Annotated in this window: 21 protein-coding genes, 2 tRNA genes and 1 other RNA gene; 7 read left to right on the top strand and 17 right to left on the bottom strand. The window is 30.9% G+C overall.

Features of this window, described 5'->3' with window-relative positions; all coding sequences use genetic code 11:
* Positions 1-31: 31 nt before the first annotated feature.
* A complete protein-coding gene (locus tag CUEA01_RS24390) occupies positions 32-1,138 on the bottom strand; it encodes a response regulator (protein WP_234125048.1) in 1,107 nt (368 codons plus the stop codon).
* A complete protein-coding gene (locus CUEA01_RS24385; RefSeq protein WP_234125047.1) occupies positions 1,135-4,233 on the bottom strand; it encodes an ATP-binding protein in 3,099 nt (1,032 codons plus the stop codon). Before CUEA01_RS24385 ends, CUEA01_RS24390 begins: the two co-directional genes overlap by 4 nt.
* 217 nt (positions 4,234-4,450) lie before the next feature.
* Here CUEA01_RS24385 and CUEA01_RS24380 point away from each other — a divergent pair, with 217 nt between their 5' ends.
* On the top strand, positions 4,451-5,638 hold the full coding sequence (locus tag CUEA01_RS24380) for a M20 family metallopeptidase (protein ID WP_234125045.1): 1,188 nt from the start codon (positions 4,451-4,453) through the stop codon (positions 5,636-5,638).
* Between the two features lie 391 nt (positions 5,639-6,029).
* Here CUEA01_RS24380 and CUEA01_RS24375 read toward each other — a convergent pair whose 3' ends face one another.
* From CUEA01_RS24375 to CUEA01_RS24325, 11 genes are all read right to left on the bottom strand, one after another.
* Positions 6,030-6,284, bottom strand: a complete 255-nt coding sequence (locus tag CUEA01_RS24375) for a pro-sigmaK processing inhibitor BofA family protein (protein ID WP_234125044.1) — start codon at positions 6,282-6,284, stop codon at positions 6,030-6,032.
* Positions 6,285-6,311: 27 nt separating this feature from the next.
* Positions 6,312-6,575, bottom strand: a complete 264-nt coding sequence (locus CUEA01_RS24370; protein WP_234125043.1) for a YaaL family protein — start codon at positions 6,573-6,575, stop codon at positions 6,312-6,314.
* Between the two features lie 242 nt (positions 6,576-6,817).
* Entirely contained in the window at positions 6,818-7,414 is a 597-nt protein-coding gene (recR, locus tag CUEA01_RS24365; protein WP_234125041.1) for a recombination mediator RecR, read from the bottom strand.
* Positions 7,415-7,727: 313 nt separating this feature from the next.
* Complete coding sequence (locus CUEA01_RS24360; RefSeq protein ID WP_234125039.1) at positions 7,728-8,069, bottom strand: YbaB/EbfC family nucleoid-associated protein; 342 nt, start codon at positions 8,067-8,069, stop codon at positions 7,728-7,730.
* A gap of 90 nt (positions 8,070-8,159) precedes the next feature.
* The gene (dnaX, locus tag CUEA01_RS24355; RefSeq protein WP_234125036.1) at positions 8,160-9,803 is read right to left on the bottom strand and encodes a DNA polymerase III subunit gamma/tau; all 1,644 of its coding nucleotides are present in this window, start codon (positions 9,801-9,803) and stop codon (positions 8,160-8,162) included.
* A 213-nt stretch (positions 9,804-10,016) separates the two neighbouring features.
* An RNA gene (gene ffs / locus CUEA01_RS24350) (signal recognition particle sRNA large type) lies at positions 10,017-10,283 on the bottom strand.
* Positions 10,284-10,294: 11 nt separating this feature from the next.
* Positions 10,295-10,384, bottom strand: a tRNA-Ser gene (locus CUEA01_RS24345).
* A gap of 453 nt (positions 10,385-10,837) precedes the next feature.
* On the bottom strand, positions 10,838-11,218 hold the full coding sequence (locus tag CUEA01_RS24340; protein ID WP_234125035.1) for a CBS domain-containing protein: 381 nt from the start codon (positions 11,216-11,218) through the stop codon (positions 10,838-10,840).
* A gap of 156 nt (positions 11,219-11,374) precedes the next feature.
* Complete coding sequence (locus tag CUEA01_RS24335) at positions 11,375-12,235, bottom strand: EamA family transporter (protein WP_234125033.1); 861 nt, start codon at positions 12,233-12,235, stop codon at positions 11,375-11,377.
* 2 nt (positions 12,236-12,237) lie between these two features.
* A complete protein-coding gene (locus tag CUEA01_RS24330) occupies positions 12,238-12,660 on the bottom strand; it encodes a helix-turn-helix domain-containing protein (RefSeq protein WP_234125032.1) in 423 nt (140 codons plus the stop codon).
* A 229-nt stretch (positions 12,661-12,889) separates the two neighbouring features.
* Positions 12,890-14,002 carry an alpha/beta fold hydrolase gene (locus CUEA01_RS24325; RefSeq protein ID WP_234125031.1) on the bottom strand — a complete coding sequence of 371 codons (1,113 nt, stop codon included), beginning with the start codon at positions 14,000-14,002 and terminating at the stop codon, positions 12,890-12,892.
* A gap of 245 nt (positions 14,003-14,247) precedes the next feature.
* Here CUEA01_RS24325 and CUEA01_RS24320 point away from each other — a divergent pair, with 245 nt between their 5' ends.
* The 4 genes from CUEA01_RS24320 (at position 14,248) to CUEA01_RS24305 (ending at position 17,819) form a co-directional block, all read left to right on the top strand.
* Entirely contained in the window at positions 14,248-14,811 is a 564-nt protein-coding gene (locus tag CUEA01_RS24320) for a TetR/AcrR family transcriptional regulator (RefSeq protein ID WP_234125029.1), read from the top strand.
* A 59-nt stretch (positions 14,812-14,870) separates the two neighbouring features.
* The gene (locus tag CUEA01_RS24315; protein ID WP_234125028.1) at positions 14,871-15,341 is read left to right on the top strand and encodes a MarR family transcriptional regulator; all 471 of its coding nucleotides are present in this window, start codon (positions 14,871-14,873) and stop codon (positions 15,339-15,341) included.
* 169 nt (positions 15,342-15,510) lie between these two features.
* On the top strand, positions 15,511-16,890 hold the full coding sequence (locus tag CUEA01_RS24310) for an MATE family efflux transporter (RefSeq protein WP_234125027.1): 1,380 nt from the start codon (positions 15,511-15,513) through the stop codon (positions 16,888-16,890).
* A gap of 419 nt (positions 16,891-17,309) precedes the next feature.
* Complete coding sequence (locus CUEA01_RS24305; RefSeq protein ID WP_234125026.1) at positions 17,310-17,819, top strand: hypothetical protein; 510 nt, start codon at positions 17,310-17,312, stop codon at positions 17,817-17,819.
* 86 nt (positions 17,820-17,905) lie between these two features.
* On the opposite strand, the gene CUEA01_RS24300 is transcribed toward CUEA01_RS24305, so the two are convergent.
* Positions 17,906-18,316 carry a hypothetical protein gene (locus CUEA01_RS24300; protein WP_234125024.1) on the bottom strand — a complete coding sequence of 137 codons (411 nt, stop codon included), beginning with the start codon at positions 18,314-18,316 and terminating at the stop codon, positions 17,906-17,908.
* Positions 18,306-18,518: a helix-turn-helix transcriptional regulator gene (locus CUEA01_RS24295; protein ID WP_234125023.1), complete on the bottom strand. Its 213-nt coding sequence runs from the start codon at positions 18,516-18,518 to the stop codon at positions 18,306-18,308. The genes CUEA01_RS24300 and CUEA01_RS24295 overlap by 11 nt, the downstream gene beginning before the upstream one ends.
* Positions 18,519-18,772: 254 nt before the next feature.
* Between CUEA01_RS24295 and CUEA01_RS24290 the strand changes: the two genes are divergently transcribed.
* Both CUEA01_RS24290 and CUEA01_RS24285 read left to right on the top strand, forming a co-directional pair.
* Positions 18,773-20,533 (top strand): M3 family metallopeptidase, encoded by a 1,761-nt coding sequence (locus CUEA01_RS24290; RefSeq protein WP_234125021.1) that lies wholly within the window; start codon positions 18,773-18,775, stop codon positions 20,531-20,533.
* Between the two features lie 121 nt (positions 20,534-20,654).
* Positions 20,655-21,008: a hypothetical protein gene (locus CUEA01_RS24285; RefSeq protein WP_234125020.1), complete on the top strand. Its 354-nt coding sequence runs from the start codon at positions 20,655-20,657 to the stop codon at positions 21,006-21,008.
* Positions 21,009-21,053: 45 nt separating this feature from the next.
* Here the strand turns inward: CUEA01_RS24285 and CUEA01_RS25050 are convergent, their stop codons facing one another.
* Together CUEA01_RS25050 and CUEA01_RS24280 are read right to left on the bottom strand one after the other, a co-directional pair.
* Positions 21,054-21,188: a hypothetical protein gene (locus CUEA01_RS25050; RefSeq protein ID WP_268906389.1), complete on the bottom strand. Its 135-nt coding sequence runs from the start codon at positions 21,186-21,188 to the stop codon at positions 21,054-21,056.
* An 888-nt stretch (positions 21,189-22,076) separates the two neighbouring features.
* Positions 22,077-22,170, bottom strand: a tRNA-Ser gene (locus CUEA01_RS24280).
* Positions 22,171-22,365: the final 195 nt, after the last annotated feature.

Below are 22,365 nucleotides of genomic sequence, written 5' to 3'. Positions count from 1 at the left end.
ACCATAATTATTTATGGTTTTGTCTATTTTTTTAGTATTTTTCTATTATATCTTCTAAAATTTTTAAAGTTTTTTCTCCCATTTCATCATCAACGTTTTTTTGAAAGTTTTTATATATTTTTTTAGCATTTATTATATCGCCTTTTTCCATACTTATTTTAATTAATCTTGAACAAGCTTTTTCAGATAATGGATTAACTCTAAATAAATATTTCAAAATTTTTTCGCACTCGTCCATTTGTCCTATGCCTTCATAATAGTTTGATAAATATATGCCCATATTTTCAAAATAATCACCATAGTAGTTTCTTTCTGCGTAAGCCCATTCATAATATTCATTTTCAAAATAACTACCACCATACTCAAAAAAACCAGCTTTTATAATCCCAATTTGAGGTTCCTTTTTTCTTATTTCTCTTATAGCACTGCAAAAACTATTTAAATCGCTATCAATGTAATTCATATTTATACTATATCCATGCTCTTTGCGTAAAATAAAATTATTAATGCCCGCTTCTTTTATAACCTTTCTAACATAATAACAGGTTGTATGAAAATTTTTTGCAGCCCTCTCCATTTCCATGTCTGGCCAAAGTCTATAAATAATTTTATCCTTTGTTATTGGTTTTCCCTGATGGCTTAATAAAATACCTAGTAATTCCTTAGCCTTTTCAGTTCTAAATTCAATAATATTCTTCATATCTTTACTATCACTAACCAAAAAATATTTAAAAACCTTAATATATAATTTTTTAGTTTCTTCTACTACTTTAATGTCACCTTGCCTTAGCAAAACTCTCTCAAGCTTTTGCTTTATACTGCCTAATTCAACTGGTTTTAATAGATAACCAATAGCATTAACCTCAAAGGCTTGCAATGCATATTTATCATAAGCTGTAATAAAAATCACTTCTATTTTAGGATTTTTCTCCATTAGCATTTCTGCGAGTACAAGACCATTTATTTCAGGCATTTCAATATCTAAAAATGCAATATCTGCATTATCTATACAAGCATTTTCTATTGCTTCTTTTGGGTTGTTATACCCATTTACATAGCTCAAATATTCGATTTTCTTTAATAACCTCATGATTCTTGAAAGTCCTAATTCTTCATCATCTACAGCAATTGCCCTCATTTACCTTCCCCCTTAATTGGTATTACTATTTTAACTATTGTTTCTACCCCCTCTTTACTCTTTATATCTATACCTCTCCCATATAATCTTTTTAATCTCATATTAATATTTTTTAAGCCTACACTTTTGCTATCTCTTTTTACATCTAATAATTGTTCTATTTCTCCCTTAGAAATTCCCTTGCCATTATCCCATACACTAATTACAATCTCTTTTTCGTCTTTTACTATGGATATTTTTATCATACCCGTTTCATATCTGCCCCTAATTCCATGTATAATAGAATTCTCAACTAACGGCTGTATTATTAAAGGTGGTATCATAATTCCACGACCAATATTTAAATCATATTCTATTTTAAGCTTATCTCCAAAACGAGCTTTTTCTAACTTTAAATATGTATTAATATAATCTATCTCTTTTTCTATAGGAATTAATTCTTCTAGGTTTGTAACGCTAAAGCTTGTCCTTAAATAACTTGCAAGATTAACTATTACTTCACTTGCATACTCTGGATTTACATAGCAAAGCTCTGCAATTGCATTTAAAACATTAAATAAAAAATGAGGCTTTATCTGTGCCTGTAAGAAAGCCATTTCCATATTTAATGCCTTTGAAACAGCTTGCTTTAATTCTACTAAGGTTTTAACTCTAGATATTAATTCGTTATACTCAAAGGGCTTTGTAAGAAAATCATTTGCACCTGCTTCAAAAGATAAAACTATGCTATTTTGCTGATTACTTGCAGTTAACATAAGCACTGGCAAATCATACATGGTCTTGTTTTCTCTTATTTTTCTGCACACCTCATAACCAGAAATTTCAGGCATCATTACATCTAATATTACCAAGGAATAATCATTATTCGCTTCAAGCTCCTCTAAGGCTTTAATTCCACCATTAACGGGGATAATATTATACCCTTCAAGCTTTAATACATTTATTATAGAATATAAATTCAAAACATCATCATCCACAACAAGTACATTATGACCACCCTGAACCACCTTATTTGGCAACTCAATTTCATTAATATGTTTAATTTGTAAATTTGTATTTTCTTTATCATCATTACTTATATTCTCACCACTCACTGGTAAAGTAAAAATAAATCTTGATCCAATACCTAATTCTGATTCTACTGTAATTTTACCTCCATTAAGTTCAATTAATTTTTTAGTAATATAAAGTCCAAGTCCCGTTCCACCATGCTTACGAGTTATAGAAGTATCAATTTGTTCAAAAGCCTCCCATATTTTTGATACTTTATCTTCTGGCATTCCTTCTCCAGTATCTTCTACAATTATTTCTACATAGTCACTTTTCTGAGCTGCATATATTTTAATGTACCCTTCTCCTGTAAACTTAACCGCATTTCCTATAAGATTATACATAATTTGATTAAATCTATCTTCATCAGCTAGAACGCATGGAAGGTTATCTGGAATTTCAAGAATTATTTTAACAGCTTCATTCTTATTTAAGTAGTCAAATACATTTACTATAGAACTGATAATCTTATTTATATCAAGGCTCTTTTTATAAAGCTTTATATCTCTATTTTTAAGCTTTGATATATCCAATATGTCATTTACTAAATTTAACAATCGTCTTCCGCTTGACACTATTATAGACAAGTCTTTTTCCTGCATCTCATTAATTGCCCCATTCACGCCTCTTACCATTGATTCTGCAATGCTTATTATTCCGCCTAATGGAGTTCTTAATTCATGAGAAGTATTTGCCAAAAATTCATCCTTTAATTTATCAAGCCTTAGAAGTCGTTCCTGCATTTCCTTTTCCTTTTCTAATGAAGAAGTTAATTCACTTGATAACTTTTCTGATTGCGTAAAGGCACCAGCAAACTTCCTCGAAAGGACAAATGATTCAAGCATAATAGATATAAAAATAGCAATTGGAGACATATCATCATTAATGTGTAAAATAAGACTATTTTGAAATAACATATCATTAACAAAGCTTATTACTACCAATATACAAGCTGCTGCTATAATCACCGAATTACTTTCTTTCATTTTAAATGCCCTTAACGATATTATTAAAGCAAGTAGCACGCAAATGGTATATATAACCTCAAACAAATACACAAATTCTGTATATATATGTACAGGCAATAGCGTAAATAGAATAACTTCAAGCATTGTAATAATTACAAGATACTTAACTTTTTTTCTCGATATATGCTTTGGCAGCATTTCATTTATTATTACAAGGAACAACAATGGCAATAAACAATCAAATGTATATTCTAAAAAAACACTTTCATAATATCCTAGTGTATTTAAATCACCATATGCAAATAATCTAGCTGCTGCTATAATACATAGTAAAGCAAATAATATACTTACAGGTTCCTTTGGCCTCAATGCAAAAAAACTAATATAATAAACAGCAATAGCAATCAATGCCCCCATTAAAAGCAAATCTTTCATAATAGAAGCTTGTCTTTGTCTATCTATTTCATGGGATGTTCCTAATTTTATGGAATACCACATTCCTCCTCTTGCATAGGAATAATTTGATACCTGCACTATTATATTAAATTCCCTTTTTTCTGCTTTAAAATTAGCTGTAACAGTTTTATATTCAGGTTCAAAATTTTTAGCACTGCTTCCAACTTCTCCACCTGAAGCAACAAGTTTATTATCAACATATAATTTATAAGCAGCTGACATATTTCTTATTCTTACTGCCATCATTTTATTGATTTCAGGGACTTTTACCTTAAGCCTATATGTAGCATATCCATAACCAGGAAGATTAGAGCCATTAATTTTGTAACTATTCCACACACTTGGTACATTTACATATATATCAGGCTTTACATTACCTTTAGAAAAATCCTTATAGTTATAAAATTTTTTCCAGTAAAACTCCCAGCTACCATTAAGATTTACAGTTCCTTGTTTATCAAAATTCCAATTTTGAAGATCCACTACGCTGTTTTTATCCCCATTGGGAAAACTATAATGATTTCCTATGTTTGAGATATTAATAGTTATTTCTAATAAAGCACACAATAATATTATTAGTTGTGCAATACTAATATATTTTTTTTTAATTTTTTTAAGCATAATTTACTCTTTCTCCTATGTTGATTGTAATTAAACCTTAGCATAACTTACATAAAAAAGTAAATAAACTTTGTAAATATTTCATTTGGCTATGTTTTAAAAATTTCTTGTTCTTGTTCAATATTTTTTATAAACTTAATATACAACCTTTAAAACAATCCCCTTTAATAATGCTTGTTTTAAAGATTTCTCCATAACGTAAGGAGTGATAACAAATATGGATTTACATGAAAAAATAAATAATATAACACTACAGCTAAAAGATGAAATATATGCCATAAGCGACTACATATTTGATAATCCAGAGATTGGCGATGAGGAATTTTTATCTTCAAAGTACCTTGTTGATTTGCTAAGAAAGTATGGCTTCAAGGTTGAATATCCTTATTTAGGAATGGAAACAGCTTTTAGAGCGGAACTTGGAAATACTGATTATCCAACTATAGCTTTTCTATCTGAATATGATGCCTTGCCAGGCTATGGAATCCAAAGGGAAAATGCTCATGCCTGTGGCCACAATTGGATAGCAGCTACAACTGTTGGTGCCGCATTGGTTTTATCAAAACTAGGCAAAATTTTTGAAGGTAATCTTGTTGTCATAGGTACACCAGCTGAAGAAACCGTAGGAAGAAAAGTTGATATGGTGAAAAAAGGTGTGTTTGATGATATAGACGCTGTATTTCAAATGCATCTTTCAGTAAATACAAGTTTAAACGCAACTGCGCTTGCTATGGATTCTTATGAATTTAAATTTAAAGGCAAAGCAAGCCATGCCGCCGCTTATCCCCATGAAGGAATCAACGCCTTAGATGCAGTTAACCTAACCTTCGCTGGTATAAATGCATTGAGACAACACGTTAAACCAGATGTAAGAATTCACGGCATAATTACAGAGGGTGGATATGCACCCAATATTGTTCCGGATAATTGTGCTTGCAGAATATCCATTAGGGCGTCTAAGCGCAGTTATCTAAACGAAGTTTCTGAAAAAGTTAAAAATTGCGCTAGAGGTGCTGCCATAATGACAGGCACTGAACTTGAAATATCTAATTTTGAAAATTCCTATGATGATCTTATTGTAAATTCTACACTTAAAGAATTGGCATACAAAAATTTTACTGAAGCTGGATTTGAAGATTTTAGCGATGAGGCCGAAAATCCTGGTTCAACTGATATAGGAAATGTAAGCTATGCTGCTCCAACTATGTACGGAAATATAAAAATCGGAGATGGTACAGTAAAAGTTCATGAAGAAGATTTCCTTAAACATGCAAACAGCGATGACGCAAAAGAAAAAGCTCTTATGGTGGTAAAAGCCTTCGCCTACTCCGCGGTAGACTTATGTAAGAACCCCGAAATTCTTAAAAAAGCTAGGGAAGAGTTTAATAATTTGTGCCACAAATAATAAATATTGCGAAGCAACTCAAGTGAAAGTTTTTAACGATGCTTTGCACGTTAAAAGGTTAACTTTTTCACTATGTGAAAAGTGAAGGGTTTGACATAGCTACGCTTGTCAAAGGTGAAGGGTTTTACCTTCGGTAAAAGGTAAATGTTGATTTTCCTCCGCTTTGCTATGGAAAATCTTTAATTTAAATTTATAATTTTTCCGTAGCAAGGCGGAGAAAAAATAACCTTAACTTTCGGCTTTAGCCGAAAAGTTCACCTTTAACGTGCGTAGCATCGTTAAACCCTTCACTTTTCACGTAAGTGAAAAAGTTAGTCTTTTAATGAGCAGAGCGAAGTTAAAACCCTTCACTTGATTTACTTCGCAATAATTTTATATTGTACAACTTTTGTTACATAAATAGCTTAAATATAACAAGAAATACTACTCCTGGGATACCAAATACCCCCGCTATAAGAGCTGTAATCACATTTATACCAATTTTTAAACCTATGTATTTTCCGAATATGTTTATAACGAATAAAAGAATCGCTCCTAAAACACCATTCGCGACCAATTTTAATAACATCTTAAGAGGCCATGATAACAATTTCACTACAACAAATATTATAATAATAGCCACTAAAAAGTATCCCATATATTCCATTTAATCCATCCCCCTAAATTACTAAACTCAGTCTGAATCCACCTCACCTAGAGCATCTTCATAACCATTAACTCTAATGTCCATCTTTCTTGCTTGCATTAAAAGATATATATATCTAGATTTAGCCGCTGCTTCTTTATATATTGCATAATCTATAAGCGCAGGTTCATTTACAACATCAAAGTATTCGGAACATTGTTTCCATTCATGCCTGGCCTCTTGTATAGCTAAAAGCAAATTTTTCTGCTCCAAGTTTAAGTCACCTTTTTTACCAGGTATCCAATTATTCATATAGAAAACCTCCCAATTTATATCTTACTAAAAGTATAGACATAAATTGGCAATAGTATTCCTGTTTTGTACCTAAAAAGTTAAATATTGTTTTAACAAATGGTAAAATTTAAAATTTATGACTTTCATTTTAATAAAGATAAACCATTGTGAAACTTAAAATTCATTTGTACCAAAATGCCGTCTTCTAGTAATTATGGTGCACATGAATTTTTATAGTTGAGCTGGTATATGTATGTATATTAAATTTCTCTTCTACCCTCAAGCGCTTTTGATAAAGTTATTTCATCTGCATATTCAAGGTCTCCTCCGACAGGTATTCCATGTGCAATTCTCGTAACTTTAACACCAAGTGGCTTTAAAATCTTTGATATATACATAGCTGTAGCTTCACCATCAACATTAGGATTCGTTGCTACTATTACTTCGTTTATTTCTCCATTCATTCTACTTATAAGTTCCCTTAGTCTAATAGAATCAGGCCCTCTACCAGACATTGGCGATATAGCTCCATGAAGGACATGATAAACTCCATTAAATTCCCTTACCTTTTCCATGGATATAACATCTCTAGGTTCTTCAACTACGCATATAGTACTTTTATCCCTATTAGGATTTCCACATATGGCACAAGGATCTGTATCAGTATAATTTCCACATATAGAGCAATACTTTATTGTTCCCCTTGCCTTTACAAGGGCACTTGCAAATTCTTCAACTTCCTCTTTTGGTAAATTTAAAACGTGAAGAGTAAGTCTTTGCGCAGTTTTATATCCTATCCCGGGAAGTTTTGCAAATTCTTCTATTAATTTTTCAATTGCTACTGGATAAAGATCCATTATAAACTTACCCCTTCCAAATCATTGTATGGTTATTTTAGAGTAGAGAGTAGAATGATGGTTGATTTTTCTCCGCTATCGCTACGAAAAATCTAGAAACTTATTTTTGATTGCTTACGCAATCGTATCATCATATATTGCTCAGCAAAGCTGATCAACATCTAAGTTTAAGATTTACCTGACGCAAGGAAAGGTAAATCACCCTTCACTCTACTCTTTACTCTCTACTCTTTACTCTTTATTCTCTACTCCTGATTATTTCAGTTTTCATACATATAAACGTCAAAGTTTAAAATTATTTTCAATATATTAATTAAAACATTCCAGGTAAATTCATTCCGCCTGTAAGTTTTTTCATTTCTTCTGATGTTTCATCGTCTGCCTTCTTAAGTGCTTCATTACATGCAGTTAAGATTAAATCTTGAAGCATTTCAACATCATCTGGATCAACAACTTCTGGTTTTATATTTATTGCTGTTAAAACTTTCTTACCTGTAGCTGTAGCACTTACTGCGCCACCACCAACTGTAGCTGTAAATTCTTTATTTTCAGCTTCCTTCTGCATATCTTCCATTTGCTTTTGAAATTTTTGTGCCTGCTTAAGTAAATTGTTCATATTTCCTCCGCCCATTCCTGGGAATCCGCCTTTTGCCATAATAAAAAACCTCCTAATATTCCTTAAATATTTTTTTACTACAATATTTTATATTTTAAGACATATGAAAAGAAATAACAAGTAAAACAGCTATTCATCAATAATATTTACATTTTCTTCACCAAAAGTTTTCCTTATTGCATACTCTGGATCTCCACCTAGATGCCCTGCTCCACTATCATTATTATCATCCACGGTGTAAAAAACCTTGACCTTTCCATGCAGCATACTAGAAATTACTTCTTCTACTTTTTTATTATTTTGAACCCTTTCAAGGTGTTGCTTACTAAAGTTATACTTTTTATCAAATCTTATTTCTACACTACCATTTTTACAAGAAGTTGGTGTTCCATTACTTAAATGCGCAGCCATTACCATATTCCTGTTTGCTCTAAACATCTCAATTGCATCTCTCCAAATCTTTTTTACATCATCTAAAGTTACATCTGTCTTTACTGGCATAACTTCATCTTCATTAGTTTGATCAATATGAACATTATTATCTTTGGCTACTTGAACTTCTTCTCTTTTTACAGCTTTTTCTGTATGAACTTTATTATTAGTATTATTTACCGAAAAGTTACCTTCTCTTATTACTTTTTCAAGTTTACTTAATCTAGCTAATATAATTTCACTAGATGTATCATATTCAATTTTGCACATTTTTATAATTGCAAGCTCTAGATATATTCGGCTGTTATTGCTTTTTTTAGCTTGTTCCTCTGCCTCTTGAAGTATTTTTATGTACCTCATTGTTTCTTCTACCCTTACCTTGTTTGATTGCTGCTTTACCATATTTAGGTTCTCAGAGGACATATCCAAAACTTCTTCTGGATTATTACTAACCTTAACCATCATTAAATTTCTTATGTGGGTTATTAAATCCTTTATGAAAATAGTTATCTCTTTTCCTGATATAACTATCTCATCTATACTTCTTATGCATCCTTCTACATCCTTATTTATAACACAATCCATAAGTTTAAATATATATTCATTAGTAACAAGTCCAAGCATATCAAGTACTTTTTCATATTCAATTTTACCATCACCAACAGAAATTGCCTGATCCAAAATGCTAACTGCATCACGCAGAGCTCCATCAGACATTCTTGCTATTAAATCAATACTTCTATCATCTGCAAAAACACCTTCACCAGTAACTATTTGCCTTAGCCTACCTACCATTGCTTCTTTTCTTATTCTCTTAAAATCAAATCTCTGGCACCTTGATAAAATAGTTATAGGTAGCTTATGTGGATCTGTAGTAGCTAATATAAACACAACATTATGAGGTGGTTCCTCCAAAGTTTTTAAAAATGCGTTAACAGCACCTTGTGAAAGCATGTGAACTTCATCTATTATATAAACCTTGTATTTTGACTCATGTGGTGGATATTGTACATCATCAATTATATTTCTTATATCATCAACACTATTATTAGATGCTGCATCTAGTTCAGTAACATCAATGGCTATGCCCTCGTTTATCTTCTTACACATTTCACATTCATTACAAGGCTCACCATCTTTAGGATTAAGGCAATTTACTGCTTTTGATAAAATTTTAGCTGTTGAAGTCTTTCCAGTTCCTCTCGTTCCACAAAGCAAATATGCATGTGCTATTCTATTATTTTTGACTTGGTTTTTAAGAGTTACAGTAACATGCTCCTGACCAACAACCTCATCAAAAGTTTTGGATCTCCACTTTCTATATAAAGCAGTGTATGCCATATTTTCACCTTCTTCTTTTAAATTATAATAGATATACAGTTTCAACTACCAAAATCAATTTGCATCATAATGCCCAGAAGACGGCATTTTGATACAAATTAATTTCGAAGTTTCAAGCAGTTTATCTCTAGATATACAGTTTTATAATACTACAAAAAAAGATGCTTAGTAAAGTAAAGCATCTTATATATTCTTAATAAATTTTATTGAATGCTGTGCACCCCGAATTCGACATTTACTTATGAGCGTTACCTATGCAGTTAGCTCAAACCAGGTTGCCCTACGGCACATGGAAGGGTTCACTTACCGCTGCTTCCTTCCGGATCTGACGGGGTTCATGAATTTCCATTGCGTAGGACCCAGTTCTCAACACTAACATACATAGGGCAGGCCTCACAAGTAAAAGCCTCGTTCGGGGAATTAAACCCTGCTATAGCGGATTGCAGGTACAAGGCACCGCTAACTCCCCGTCTAGCACAGCAAAGATTAAATGGCGGAGAAAGAGGGATTCGAACCCTCGGTAGAGTTTCCCCTACACACGCGTTCCAGGCGTGCTCCTTAAACCGCTCAGACATCTCTCCAAATATTTTTTAATCTTTTATTGCGTAACAATAGTATTATACTATTAAAAAAATATAATTTCAACTATAATATTAAGTTTTAAAATAATACTTTATTGAAGTTTTTACATTATATTACTTTATTGGTGTATTAAAATAGAACAAAACGTTAAATCAGAGTAGAGAGCAAAGAGTAGAGTTAAGGATGATTTTTCTCCGCTACGCTTTGAAAAATATTAAAACTTATTTTTGATTGCTTACGCAATAGCAGGATTGCTGTTGTCGGTGAAGCTGACAACAGTTAAGTTCAAGATTTACCTGACGTAAGTTTATTAATATACAAAGTTTTATCACACTACTATTGAGAATGCTTATACTAAGTTAAAGAACCTACATGGTCTTATGCCCAAACCCCTAGTAAGTGTATCCTTCACTCTACTCTTTACTCTCTACTCTAAATAATGTTTTCTATTTTTAAGCTTCTTTTCCTATAAAGTAGTCTAACAAGTCTTCTATGCTGATAATTCCTATAACTTTACCATTTTCAATTACTGGCATAGATATGATATCGTTTTCTCTCAACTTCTTTGCTGCAACTAATAAATCATCATTTACCTCAGCAAATATTACTGATTTTGACATAACCCATTCTACAGGGCAAGTATCATAATGTCCAGGGCTTATCATAAACCTATATATATCAGCTTTAACAACCATTCCTACTAAATTATTCTCATCATCTACTACAGGCATACCATTAACCTTAAACTTCCCCATAAGTTCTAAAGCCTTATCTATAGTGTCATTTGACTTTATAGTGTGGCTTTCTGATTTTATAATGCTTTTTATATCCATAATTTCATCCCCTTTTGTTAATAATTATTTACTCACTTTTTAACCATACCTTATATTAATATATTACTATAAAAATACTCCTATGTAAAAGTTTCTTTAAGAGTATTATAGATAGATACCATTGAACTTGAAAAGCAGAATACAATATAAGTATGTCTAAACCACCAATAGCATTGTTCCCAATATAATTAACAGCAAACCAATAAATGCCTTTCCCGAAAGCCTTTCTTTAAGAAAAACACGTGAAAATGCAATTGAAACAACAATACTCAATTGATCAATAGGCACTACTAAACTAGCTTTACCTGTTTGCAAGGCATGATAATAACACAGCCACGAAAGACCAGTCGCAACGCCAGACAGTATTATAAATACCCAACTTTTCCTATCAATATTCTTTATCATAGTATGCTTTTTCTGAATAAAAACAACTACCCAAGCCATTATTAGCACCACAATAGTACGAATTGCCGTTCCTAGATTTGATTCCACACCTTGTATTCCTATTTTACCAAGTATTGAAGTTAAAGATGCAAATACAGCAGAAAGGACTGCATAAAAAAGCCATAAATTTCCCTTAACATCCTGTGCTTTTGATTCTTTTCTTTGTATCATAAGATAGGTTCCAATAGCAAATACGAGTACTCCCAGCCCCATAATTGGTGTAGCTTTTTCCCCTAAAAAGAAAAATGCCAAAATAATAGTTAGAATAGCACTACTCTTATCAATAGGCGTAATTTTATTTACATCACCAAGTTGCAGAGCTTTAAAGTAGCACAACCAAGATGCACCAGTAGCACAACCGGATAGAATTAAAAATACAAGTGTATAATTTGAAATAGAATTGATTGTATGCTGTGATCCAACAACAAAGACTATGAGCCAAGAAAATACAAGAACAACAATTGTGCGGATTGCTGTAGCCAAGTTAGAATCTGTGTTTTTTATTCCAACTTTCGCTAAAATAGCTGTCGCACCTGCGAACAAAGCTGAACCAAAGGCAAAAAAAATCCACATTTTTATTCCCCCCTTAACCCCCAAAAAATCTTAAATTCTAATTTTTCAATTTCCCTTTGCTGCTTATAACTAATACGAAGCGAAGCATCTTTAGGAATTGTAATATCCCTCTCAAGGTCCTTTAGTACACTCTTGAGATTATTATCATTTTCCTCTATACCCAAGATAGCTTCTTCTATTTTTTTGAATAAAACTTTAGCTTCACCAACTGTATCCTTAGAAACCATATACAGGTCATTCTGATTTATATAATTAGTTGAATCCCCAGCTGCAATCCATTTAATTAATGCCTCTTTACTAAATCGCCATTCACGACCAATTTTACGTGCAGGAATGTGCTCTTCTCGAAGCAGCTTTATAAGAGTTTTTTCGCTGACACCTAAAAATTCGATTGCTTGTTCAAGATTTAGAATATCATCATTCATAAGCTTCCACCTTCTTTATAACTTTACCAATATTATACCGCTAAATATTAGTTTATACAATAATAACAGTATTAAGCTGTACTTTAGCAGTAAATAGTATACATTTGCCATCGAATAATTTTTTTGCAAAAAAAACTTGCGGTTACAAAATTAATTTTATAACCGCAGTCTATAATATTTTTTCATCTGTTTAATTTATATATAGTAAAACTAGCTCAACTACAAATATCTATTTCGTAAGAAATTTATTCATTTCAGCATAAGCTAAATCTACCCTTCCTGCTTGACAATGTTGTTCTCCACCTGTTTCTCTGGTGAACACTTTCTTTGTTATAGATTTTGCATTTACTAATCTTTTTTCTAATATAGCCATCTGTTCAATAGGTACATATTGGTCCTCATCCCCAGCTAAAAGTAACACATCCTGATCTATAAGATTTTCTATACCCTCAAGTGTATGTAATTCAATAGCCTTAAGAAAATCATATGGATTCTTTGTTCCTGTCTTCTCCATTCCCTTATTGAACTTCCAACTAGTATCAATATCATCCTTCATCTTTGATAATGCAAAAGTATTTACCTTATCTTTCTCCCCACTTGCAAACATCTTTTCTAATGCTTTTAATTCCTTTGATATAAACATAGTATCTAGTCCTCGATAAAATATATCATAACAAATTACTTTTTTAATTCTCTTTTCAAATGCAGCAGCTCTCATGCAAAGATATCCACCCCATGAAATTCCTAATAAGCTTGCCTCTTTTAGATGAAAATAATCTAAAACAGTGGATACAGGCTTTTCCCAATTATGAATAAATCTTAGTCCATTCACAAGTGCTCCACCTTGTCCAGGTCCATCAAAAAGAATAAGATTATATCCTGAATCCTTAAGAAGAAACATAACTGGTACTATTTCTTCCATATAACCATCATAGCCTCCATGTACAAGTAATGTCTTCGAATAATTTTTATTAAAGGTCATACGTATAGCTGGCATAAATGAATTTTCATAAGGAATCTTAAAACTTTCGATTGGAAACGATGCTTCCTTATAATATTTATAAACATTTTCTATATACTTATTATACATATGAAGCTTATTAGAATCATTTTCTGTCAAATAAAAATCTCCTGCTTCATAAGCAGCAGCCGCCAATTCAAAGTTTTTATTTGCTTCACTTTCTTCTGCAAACTTCCTCCATTCTCTATACCACGCATCTGTGCTTATTAACTTTGGTAGTATATTTTCAATACATTCTTGAATTTTGCTATCATTAAACTTTCCAAAAAAACGATTGATCTGAAGATTAAATTGTTCATTCTCTAAATATTTTTTAAACATTGTAAATCACTCCTTAAATATCTATTAGAAACTTTATCTCAATTATAAGTGATAATCATTTTCATATAAAGAACCACTTTATTTATGTTTTGAAGCTTATCATACACAAGAGTCAAAAATGTATGATATCTCACAGTTATTCTATAAAGTAACTACTAATTTAGGAATATCTCTTTATCTTTACAATTTAATCTATTAAAATATGTATTAGATTTATTTAAATTTTTATTTTATGGAGGACTTTGATGATTAGTAAAACTGATTTAAGAATCGTAAAAACAAATGAAAATATAAAAAATGCCTTTTGTAATCTACTACTAGAAAAAAACTTCAAAGATATTACAGTTCAAAATATATGCGATGAAGCATTAATTGGTCGTTCAACCTTTTATGATCACTACAGTGACAAATATGACTTACTTAATAAAATGGTTGAGGAACTCTCAAATGAATTTAAACCATATATTAAAATTAGATTTAATTTAAATAATATAAATGATTTTACAACAACATTTTCTGGTATGCTAAAGCACCTTTCAAAAGAAAAAACTAAGATACTAGCCTTGTTAAATGTACATACAGAATTTGCCGATTTACATAGTAATTTAGAGAATCTTTTAATAAAAGGCTGCATGGATTTTTTATTAAATGAAAATTTCAAAAGTAAATTCAATATTTCAAATGAATATATATGCCGTCATTATGCATCATATGTATTAACCTCATTTGAATTGTGGCTTGAACTTGATGAAAGTGATGGTGCTTTAGAATTAGCAAATAATATGCAGGCAATTTTATTTGCCAATTAGGTTATTTAATCAATAAGCAAAAAGTTGACAAAAGCGTTTAGCAGCTATATACTCTTAGTATGATGAATATTCATAATAATAATAAAAATAAAATAAGCTACATTTTACTAAGAATACTTTATAATTTCGATGAATTTCATAAAAAAACTCGCTGCTATGGAACAGACACACCTTTATTTAATGCTGAAATTCATATGTTAACAATTATAAAAGAAAATGAAGGTATTCATATAACTGGAATAGCTGATAAACTAGGTGTAACGAAAGGAGCCGTATCACAAATTGTAAATAAGCTTAATAAAAAGGGCTTTATAATAAAAGAAACTAATTCTCATAATCTATCTAAATTATCACTTAGTTTAACTCCTAAAGGCGAAGTTGCTGAAGCAAATCATCAAGAACTTCATAATACACTTGATTTAATGGTTCAAGATATTATAAAAGATGCTTCCAAAGACAATATAGAATTTTTAAAATACTTTTTAAATTCCTTTGAAGAAAGATATAGAAAATTACGCGACAAGGATTAATTGCTAATTATAAATAAAGTAAGAAACAAAGATTTTAGCTAATTTTCTATTAATTGCTCTTCATAATTTTTTACGCCAAGCGTTTAGATGCTATACGCTTTAAATTTTGTTAAAAGTGTATAGCATATATACCCTATTATTCTTATAACAAAAGGAGGATTTTATAAAAATGAATTCAAAAAATGATAAAATTAAACTAATAAATGAAGGTAATATTACAAAAGTATTGTTTTCACTTGGAATTCCAACTATTCTTGGTCTATTTATTACTTCCCTCTACAATGTTGTGGATGCAATTTTTGTTGGTAGACTTGGAACAAGCGAGATGGGTGCTGTATCAATTTCATATCCAATTTTACAATTAATTCTTGGCCTAGGGCTTACCTTTGGAAGCGGTTCTGCATCCTATATATCAAGGCTACTTGGTCAAAAAAACAACAAGCAAGCAAATCGTACAGCTTCAACTGCACTAACTTCTAGTATTATTGTAGGCTCAATAGTAATAATTTTAATTTTATGTTTTCTAGATAAACTTCTTGTTCTTCTTGGCTCAACTTCAACAATCTTACCTTACGCACATGAATTCGCTATTATTTATATTCCAGGTTCTATTTTCAATGTTATAAATGTGGCTATGAATAATATCGTATCCTCTGAAGGAGCTACCAAAATTAGTATGACTGCAATGCTTACAGGCGCAGTACTAAACACCATTTTAGAACCAATATTCATATATAGTTTTAATCTCGGGATTCAAGGCTCTGCAATTGCAACTGTACTTGCTCAAGCTGTTACAACTATCTTTTATATTTGGTACATCTCTTCTGGCAAAAGTAATTTACATATTTCTATAAAACAATTTTGCCCTAGCAAGGAAATTTATAGCGAGATATTTAAAATAGGAATAGCAGTGCTTTTTTTTCAATTATTATCGATTTCTGCAATGTCACTTACAAATGCAGCTGCAAGTCACTATGGTGATTCTGCCGTTGCTACAATGGGCGTTATGACTAGAATTATTGCCCTTGGCTCTTATGTTATTTTTGGATATGCAAAAGGCACTCAACCATTTATAGGTTTTAACTATGGTGCTAAAAATTATGCTCGAGTAAAAGAAGCAATTTTTATTTCTCTGAAATGGTCAACTATATTTTGTATAGTCATTGAAGCCATTTTTCTCATATTTACAAAGCAAATTATTTCTATATTTAGTAATGATGCCTCTGTTATTTCAATAGGAACGGATGCCCTGCGAGCAAACAGCTTAACATATGTAACCTTTGGAGTTCAATTTATATATGCCACCGTATTTTTATCCTTGGGAAAAGCTTTAAAGGGCATGCTTGCCAGTATCTCAAGACAAGGTATTTTCTTTATTCCTTTAATACTTATTTTACCTAAAGCCTTTGGATTAAATGGAATCATCTTTGCCCAACCTATTGCTGATATACTTGCTACAATTTTTACAGTAGCTCTCGCTTTTAAGATTCAAAAACAAATAAACGCTTGCACTAAAAACCAGGATTTTAGTATGAAAGCTAGTATATAGTTTTTTCAATACTTGAAATGTAATAAGAAAGAAATATACTTCAGTATCAAAAGATGTGTTTATCATGAAAGTCAAAAACATCACCCCAAGTTAAATTAACCATATCTGAAATTCTCAGAGATGTGTTAAGCCCCAAAACAACAAGTGTGTAATTTGTTTTTGCAAATATACCTTTTTAAAATATAAAAAAGCGGTGGAAGTCTTATTTCATTAGGCACCATTTTGCCGATTTTAATTGATTCCTTACCGTAAGTTGGAGCTAAAGAAGTAAATGCAATTTAGTTATAAAGCTAAATTGCATTTTTTATTTTGTATTATTTTTTATTATATATTTATGTAATTTATTGTATTAAATACAATATAATAGTATAATATATTTAATTATAATTAATTAAATATATTATAAGAGGGATGGTATTATGAAAAGTAGACACATAGTTCAAACTATAGCTTTAACTTTAGCTATAACAATGGGAGCATCTTTAATATTAACTTCAGTTTATGATGCCAAAGCGGCTTCAAAAAGCACTTCGGCTACATACTCTTCTGCTTCAAATAAGGACAAGATTAAAATAATAAACAAAGATGCTTTTGAGATTAATGGTGTTAAGTACAGTATATCTTCTATAGCCAAATCTATAAATGGCAGTACTTTAAATAAGGAGATTCATCCTAATAGTGCTGCAACCGTAGTAGTGAAAAAAGCCTTTAAATGGATAGTAGAACATTGGACTACTATAGTATCAAAAGTTCCAGGCCCATTAAGAAAATACCTTGAATTAGATGGCTTTATGAAAGTTGCAAACCAATTTTTAAGTATATCTAATTCAATTCAAGATTTTCTAACAAGAACATTTAGAGCAATGGGAATGCCTGAAGATGTAAATTGGATTTTGACTAATATAATAATAATCTTATTACCATTTTAATTTAAAAAGAATAGGGGGGGATTTTTAGTGTAATAGCCCCCTTATTCTTTTTAGATTGTTTTGGTATGAACAAAAAATTTTATAAACTATTCTTTTCTATTATAATAAATATATGAACAAATCCATATTATTAACATACTAGAACTAATAATACATAAAATTGTTATCATAGGTGCAATTAAATTAGTGCTTATCCATTTCGATCCGCTTAATGTAAGCACTATTATTATTAAAATACATAGTAAAAACGTAATAATAGCTGTTGAATTGCCTGATCTTGTATAAATATATATTTTACGTTCATCTTCTATCACTTTATCTTTATTACTGGATTTTTCATTTAAACTTCTTAAAATTTCTGGTATTGAAAATAAAAGGCAAATAATTAAGAATAGTATACTAATCTTGTTTGGATTTATAAAAAGTATAATAACATTACAAATCGCCAAAAATAGAAAAAATATTCCAGATATAAATCCTTTTTTATTATATATCATAATTTATGCTCTCCTTTAAAAAATATAATTCTTCAATTGTAGTGTGAAAAACACATGCTATTTTATATGCAAGTAAAATTGACGGATTATAGATTTCTTTTTCTAATGAAATAATTGTCCTTGCTGATACGCCAACAATATCAGCTAATTGCTCCTGAGTCATATTATGCTCCTTCCGAAATTTTTTAATTTGATTTTTCATATTTAGACCACCTTATAACATGAAGTATACTTCATATTATAAATCCGTAGTTATGTTTTGTCAATATTTACCTTAATTTAAAAACAATATTAATATTGTGTTTTTTTAGCTACAAGTTTAAGTTGGGGTATCGCCAACATAAGTCGGAGATGTTGGCGATACCCATATTAAATTGAATTTACAATTAATTGACTTTTTAGCATTTAATTATATACTATTATTAAAGAATTATCTTAAGGAGGCCTTTAACTTAAATGAATTGGAATTTAAATAATATTTACCCCTCCCTCCAATGTAAAGAATTTACAGAAGATACAAAGCTTTTGGAAAATACTATCGACAATGCGTTCAATTGGATCAATATAAACTTCAAAAATCATGACAATATACAAAGTAAAATACTCTATTTTATTGATTTTAAAAACAAAGCCGAAGACTTACTCAGCAAACTAGGGCCTTATTCATATTTAATATCAGCAGCTGATACAAAGAATACTTTAGCAATGCAAACTCTTAATAAAATGCTAACCTTTGAACCTAAAATCCTATCAGCAGAAAGAGAATTTCAAAATTGGTTATTAGCAATTAATAATCTACCTGATATAATTCATAAAAGCTTTAAAGATTATGAATACTACCTTAGTGAACTTATAAACAATGCAAAGCATATGCCAACCAAGAATGAGGTTAAATTGCTTGGCAAAATGAAAAGCACTGGTTCAATGGCATGGGAAAATCTTCATCGAATTGCCTTATCAAACCTTAAAATTGAAATAGAATTACAAGGCAAAAAAGAGTTACTCCCCCTTCAAGCACTTCAAGGTTTATCTGCCAATAGCGATTTAAAAATTAGAGAAAAAGTTTTTAAAGCCAAACTAAGCTCCTATAATAAAATTTCAGAAACCGCTGCATGGGCATATAATTCCATAAAAGGTGAACAAATTACTGAGGCAGAACTTAAAGGTTATAACTCAGTATTTCATATGGCAATGGATAGTTATAAATTAAAAGAAGTAACAGTAACCACAATGTTCAAGGTTATTAAAAAATATCTACCTACAATCCAAAAAGGAATAAATCATAAAGCAAAACTTTTAGGATATGATGATGCCTTGCCATTTTATGCTTTATTTGCTCCTCTAGGTAAAAATGAAAAATGCTACTCCTTTGATGAAACAAAATCAATAATACTTGATAATTTAAAGGATTTTGGATGCAACATGTATTCTATTGCCAAAAAGGTATTCGATGAAAATTGGATTGACTCGGAACCTAGGGAAAATAAAAGAAGTGGCGGCTTTTCTGTTAATTTACATTCATTAAAAGAAAGCAGGATATTATTTAATTTTGCAGGTACTTCTGATAACATTTTGCAGCTTTCTCATGAAATTGGACATGTTTATCACTATGCTTGCCTAAACACAGAAGCTAGTATTAACAGTAATTGTTCACTGGCTGTTATGGAATCCGCTGCAATATTCACTGAAAACTTTTTGCAACAAAAGCTATTAAAAATATCTAGCCAAAATGAAAAATTAAGCATGCTAAATGAAATTTTAATGAGAGATATTAAGCTTATCTTAGACATATATGCCTATTATAATTTTGAATCAAAAGTACTAGAAATCAGAAAGAATAGAATTCTCGCTTATAATGAATTATGTGAATTGCTAAAGAACGCCTTTGCTGAAGCATATGGAACTAGTATCGATAAAGAAACAATAGATAAATATATGTGGATGACACTTCCCCAATTATTCTATTCTAATCGTCCTTACTATATGGTTTCTTATGCCTTTGGATTATTATTTACAAAAGGCTTATATGCTTCTTACATAAAAGATAAATCTAACTTTGTTAAAAATTTTGATTATTTTCTTTCTATTTCAGGCAAATGCTCTGTTGAAGATGCTGCTGTTACACTTGGAATAGATCTAACATCAGAAGAATTTTGGATTAGCTCACTTAAGTTAGTTGAAGAAGATATTAATAATTTTATTAATGAAAATAATTGATTGAAAAAAAGGGACTTCTACTTCATTATACTAATTTTTACATATAATAAATAATATGGTTTACTTGTACATTTTATTGATGTAAAATAAATTTATAATGAAAAAATGGGAGTGTGATACAATGAATACTAAACATAAACTTATTGGATTTTTAACTATTGGAATTATGGTTAGTTCATTAATTGGCTTTAATTCATTTGCAAAAAATAATAACAGCAAAAACATAAAAAATAAAACTGCTATAAATCAAAGGCTACTAAGTCAGGCAAAGCCTATAAATCAAAATATTAATCAAACACAATCTGACGTAAAAATTTTATCAAGAAATTACTCAGAATCAGATTTGCAAGAATACATTAAAAACAATCCTTCAAAATATGATAAAAGCGACCCAACAAAAATACTAAATGATTTTATGCGTGATCATCATACAGATCATCTAACGGTTAAATTTCAATGTACTGTTAAAAAGTAAAGAATATGGTTGTCTCAAATTTTTATTTTGAAACAACCATATTCTTTACTTTACGACAATTTCATTAATAGTTTTAGGAACAAATGCACAAAACACAAGCCAATTAAAAGTTTGCGGTCCGGCTAATCCGGCATCTAGTTTATCTAAAAGTCCTTGTAAATTTAGAATACTTCTTTTCAAGCTGAAACATTAATTCATCTATCATTTCTTTTTTCGGTATACCAAAACCAACTTGTCCTTTTTACTTATAATTTCCTGTGTTTTGTAACATTCCATCTCTTTTAATGTCAAACTATCATATGGAAATATAATTTATTTTAACATCAGTATCTTTTATCCATTCCTCTAATTGTCCTAAAAATGCACCATTAGCCTCACAGATTGGTGAATATATAACATCAATTGTTTTCATAATATCACACTTTCATAAAGTGGGGGAGAGAGTGGGATTTCGCCGGGGTTGCTGTACCACAGCTACTCGCTGTGAGCAACCCGTGAAAGGTCATTTAGACCTTTCACCCCACGGTACGGGTTGCAACCCGCGCCCCCCATTTATTTAAATTTCGTTAGTTTTTACTTTTTGTTATTTTTTGGCGGAGAGAGTGGGATTTCGCCGGGGTTGCTGTACCACAGCTACTCGCTGTGAGCAACCCGTGAAAGGTCATTTAGACCTTTCACCCCACGGTACGGGTTGCAACCCGCGCCCCCCATTTATTTAAATTTCGTTAGTTTTTACTTTTTGTTATTTTTTGGCGGAGAGAGTGGGATTTCGCCGGGGTTGCTATACCACAGCTACTCGCTGTGAGCAACCCGTGAAAGGTCATTTAGACCTTTCACCCCACGGTACGAGTTGCAACCCGCGCCCCATATTTATTTTAATTTTGTTAGTTTTTACTTTTTGTTATTTTTTGGCGGAGAGAGTGGGATTTCGCCGGGGTTGCTATACCACAGCTACTCGCTGTGAGCAACCCGTGAAAGGTCATTTAGACCTTTCACCCCACGGTACGAGTTGCAACCCGCGCCCCATATTTATTTTAATTTTGTTAGTTTTTACTTTTGTTGTTTTTTTGGCGGAGAGAGTGGGATTTGAACCCACGGTGCGAGTTGGTACCCGCACACACGATTTCGAGTCGTGCACATTCGACCTCTCTGACATCTCTCCAGATTTTATAGTTATATATCACTTAAATATTATACTAAATTTGTAAAAATAAATCAAATTGAAAACAGCAGGCTTGTTCAATTTGTTGAATGAATGTGTACCTTAATAATACTAGAAGTGTAAATAATATTAAAGAGGTAATTACTTTTTCAGTAACTACCTCTTTTAAATTATCACTTATTTTAAATTCTATTA

This window comes from Clostridium hydrogenum (genome assembly GCF_021432385.1).
Taxonomy (GTDB): domain Bacteria; phylum Bacillota; class Clostridia; order Clostridiales; family Clostridiaceae; genus Clostridium_S; species Clostridium_S hydrogenum.
This window is presented reverse-complemented; position numbering and strand designations above follow the sequence as displayed.

Excerpts from the sequence above, each read along its gene's own strand:
- CUEA01_RS24390 (WP_234125048.1), bottom strand. The coding sequence starts at position 1,138 with ATGAGGGCAATTGCTGTAGATGATGAAGAATTAGGACTTTCAAGAATC.
- CUEA01_RS24385 (WP_234125047.1), bottom strand. The coding sequence starts at position 4,233 with ATGCTTAAAAAAATTAAAAAAAAATATATTAGTATTGCACAACTAATA.
- CUEA01_RS24380 (WP_234125045.1), top strand. The coding sequence starts at position 4,451 with ATGGATTTACATGAAAAAATAAATAATATAACACTACAGCTAAAAGAT.
- CUEA01_RS24375 (WP_234125044.1), bottom strand. The coding sequence starts at position 6,284 with ATGGAATATATGGGATACTTTTTAGTGGCTATTATTATAATATTTGTT.
- CUEA01_RS24370 (WP_234125043.1), bottom strand. The coding sequence starts at position 6,575 with ATGAATAATTGGATACCTGGTAAAAAAGGTGACTTAAACTTGGAGCAG.
- recR (WP_234125041.1), bottom strand. The coding sequence starts at position 7,414 with ATGGATCTTTATCCAGTAGCAATTGAAAAATTAATAGAAGAATTTGCA.
- CUEA01_RS24360 (WP_234125039.1), bottom strand. The coding sequence starts at position 8,069 with ATGGCAAAAGGCGGATTCCCAGGAATGGGCGGAGGAAATATGAACAAT.
- dnaX (WP_234125036.1), bottom strand. The coding sequence starts at position 9,803 with ATGGCATACACTGCTTTATATAGAAAGTGGAGATCCAAAACTTTTGAT.
- CUEA01_RS24340 (WP_234125035.1), bottom strand. The coding sequence starts at position 11,218 with ATGGATATAAAAAGCATTATAAAATCAGAAAGCCACACTATAAAGTCA.
- CUEA01_RS24335 (WP_234125033.1), bottom strand. The coding sequence starts at position 12,235 with ATGTGGATTTTTTTTGCCTTTGGTTCAGCTTTGTTCGCAGGTGCGACA.
- CUEA01_RS24330 (WP_234125032.1), bottom strand. The coding sequence starts at position 12,660 with ATGAATGATGATATTCTAAATCTTGAACAAGCAATCGAATTTTTAGGT.
- CUEA01_RS24325 (WP_234125031.1), bottom strand. The coding sequence starts at position 14,002 with ATGTTTAAAAAATATTTAGAGAATGAACAATTTAATCTTCAGATCAAT.
- CUEA01_RS24320 (WP_234125029.1), top strand. The coding sequence starts at position 14,248 with ATGATTAGTAAAACTGATTTAAGAATCGTAAAAACAAATGAAAATATA.
- CUEA01_RS24315 (WP_234125028.1), top strand. The coding sequence starts at position 14,871 with ATGATGAATATTCATAATAATAATAAAAATAAAATAAGCTACATTTTA.
- CUEA01_RS24310 (WP_234125027.1), top strand. The coding sequence starts at position 15,511 with ATGAATTCAAAAAATGATAAAATTAAACTAATAAATGAAGGTAATATT.
- CUEA01_RS24305 (WP_234125026.1), top strand. The coding sequence starts at position 17,310 with ATGAAAAGTAGACACATAGTTCAAACTATAGCTTTAACTTTAGCTATA.
- CUEA01_RS24300 (WP_234125024.1), bottom strand. The coding sequence starts at position 18,316 with ATGATATATAATAAAAAAGGATTTATATCTGGAATATTTTTTCTATTT.
- CUEA01_RS24295 (WP_234125023.1), bottom strand. The coding sequence starts at position 18,518 with ATGAAAAATCAAATTAAAAAATTTCGGAAGGAGCATAATATGACTCAG.
- CUEA01_RS24290 (WP_234125021.1), top strand. The coding sequence starts at position 18,773 with ATGAATTGGAATTTAAATAATATTTACCCCTCCCTCCAATGTAAAGAA.
- CUEA01_RS24285 (WP_234125020.1), top strand. The coding sequence starts at position 20,655 with ATGAATACTAAACATAAACTTATTGGATTTTTAACTATTGGAATTATG.